This window comes from Burkholderia sp. (genome assembly GCF_018375725.1).
Classification (GTDB): Bacteria; Pseudomonadota; Gammaproteobacteria; order Burkholderiales; family Burkholderiaceae; genus Burkholderia.
The window spans coordinates 1-1,759 of the sequence record NZ_JAHACR010000493.1 but is presented as its reverse complement, the minus strand read 5'-3'; the positions used below and the strand labels follow the sequence as shown (position 1 = coordinate 1,759).

The window sequence follows — 1,759 nt, the reverse complement described above, 5'->3', positions numbered from 1 at the left end:
CGTGATGTTGCGTCGGCCGCCGCTGCCCGGCGTCGATCGCGCATTCGACTCGGTGGCCGCGCTGCTTGCTGCACTCGATGAGCCGCCGACGCTGCGGCGCATATGAATTGGATGGAGTTTTCTCGATGACGGTGTATTTCATCGGCGCGGGTCCGGGCGACCCGGAGCTGATCACGGTGAAGGGCCAGCGCCTGGTGCGCACCTGCCCGGTGATTCTGTACGCGGGTTCGCTCGTGCCCGAGGCGGTGCTCGACGGGCATCGCGCGGAACGGGTGGTCAATACCGCCGAGCTCGACCTCGATGCAATCGTTGCGCTGCTCGCCGACGCTCACGCGAAAGGCCAGGACGTCGCGCGCGTGCACTCCGGCGACCCGTCGCTCTACGGCGCGATCGGCGAGCAGATCCGCCGGCTCACCGCGCTCGGCATTCCCTACGAGATCGTGCCGGGCGTGACGGCCACGGCCGCGTGTGCGGCGACGCTCGGCTGCGAGCTGACACTGCCCGGCATCGCGCAGACGGTGATCCTCACTCGCTATGCGGGCAAGACGACCATGCCGGAAGGCGAGGCGCTCGGCTCGCTCGCCGCGCACCGGGCGACGCTCGCGATCCATCTGGGCGTGCGGCATCTCGCGCGGATCGTCGACGAGGTGATGCCGCATTACGGCCCGGATTGCCCGGTCGCGGTGATCTATCGCGCGAGCTGGCCGGACGAGGCGCGCGTCACCGGCACCCTTGCCGACATCGTCGGCAAGATCGAGGGCACGCGCATCGAGCGGACGGCGCTGATCCTGATCGGCCGCGTGCTGGACGCACAGGGCTTCACCGATTCGACGCTCTACGCGAGCGCGGACTGATCGGGCGCGCCGCGCGGCGGTGTCAGTCGCGTGCCGGAATGTAGAGCCCGCGCGCGACGGCCGGGCGTGCCACGAACGCATCGAGCGCGCGCGCGACGTGACGATACGCATCGAAGCCGACCAGGTCGCCCGCTTCGTAGAACCCGATGAGGTTGCGCACCCACGGGAAGATCGCGATATCGGCGATCGTATAGGCGTCGCCCATGATCCACTTGCGCTCGGCGAGCCGCGCGTCGAGCACGCCGAGCAGGCGCTTCGATTCGGCAACGTAGCGGTCGCGCGGACGCTTGTCCTCGTAGTCCCGGCCGGCGAACTTGTAGAAGAAGCCAAGCTGGCCGAACATCGGCCCGATCCCGCCCATCTGGAACATCACCCACTGGATCGTCTCGTAGCGACTCGCGAGATCCTGCGGGATCAGCTGGCCGCTCTTGTCGGCCAGATAGATCAGGATCGCGCCGGATTCGAACAGCGCGATCGGCTTGCCGTCCGGGCCGTTCGGATCGATGATCGCCGGAATCTTGTTGTTCGGATTCAGCGAAAGGAATTCGGGCGACAACTGGTCGTTCGTGTCGAAGCGCACGAGATGCGGCTCGTAGGGGAGGCCGGTTTCCTCGAGCATGATCGACACCTTGACGCCGTTCGGCGTCGGCAGCGAGTAAAGCTGGATACGGTCGGGGTGCCGTGCAGGCCATTTATGCGTGATCGGGAAAACGGACAGGTCGCTCATGGGTGGATACGCTCGTCGTAGTGGGCGTGATGGGAATGGCAGGCGGCCGCGCCGCCAGGGTCAACGCGGGCTGACGGCCGGCCCGGCACGCGGCTGCGTCCTGCACCAAGGCGTCCACTGTAGCCGAACCGCCGCAATGGCGCAGGACGCAGCCGCGTGCCCGGGCATGACTCGGCAG

General features: G+C 67.7%; 2 protein-coding genes. One reads left to right on the top strand and one right to left on the bottom strand.

Going from position 1 to position 1,759, the window contains the following annotated elements; genetic code table 11:
* The first annotated feature begins 125 nt into the window (after nucleotides 1–125).
* Nucleotides 126–854 carry a precorrin-4 C(11)-methyltransferase gene (gene cobM / locus KH616_RS24785; protein WP_292254831.1) on the top strand — a complete coding sequence of 243 codons (729 nt, stop codon included), beginning with the start codon at nucleotides 126–128 and terminating at the stop codon, nucleotides 852–854.
* 22 nt (nucleotides 855–876) lie between these two features.
* On the opposite strand, the gene KH616_RS24780 is transcribed toward cobM, so the two are convergent.
* The gene (locus KH616_RS24780) at nucleotides 877–1,581 is read right to left on the bottom strand and encodes a glutathione S-transferase N-terminal domain-containing protein (RefSeq protein ID WP_292254828.1); all 705 of its coding nucleotides are present in this window, start codon (nucleotides 1,579–1,581) and stop codon (nucleotides 877–879) included.
* Nucleotides 1,582–1,759 lie beyond the last annotated feature (178 nt).

Bases quoted from the DNA above. Each gene is read 5' to 3' on its own strand.
- cobM (WP_292254831.1), top strand. From the start codon at position 126: ATGACGGTGTATTTCATCGGCGCGGGTCCGGGCGACCCGGAGCTGATC.
- KH616_RS24780 (WP_292254828.1), bottom strand. From the start codon at position 1,581: ATGAGCGACCTGTCCGTTTTCCCGATCACGCATAAATGGCCTGCACGG.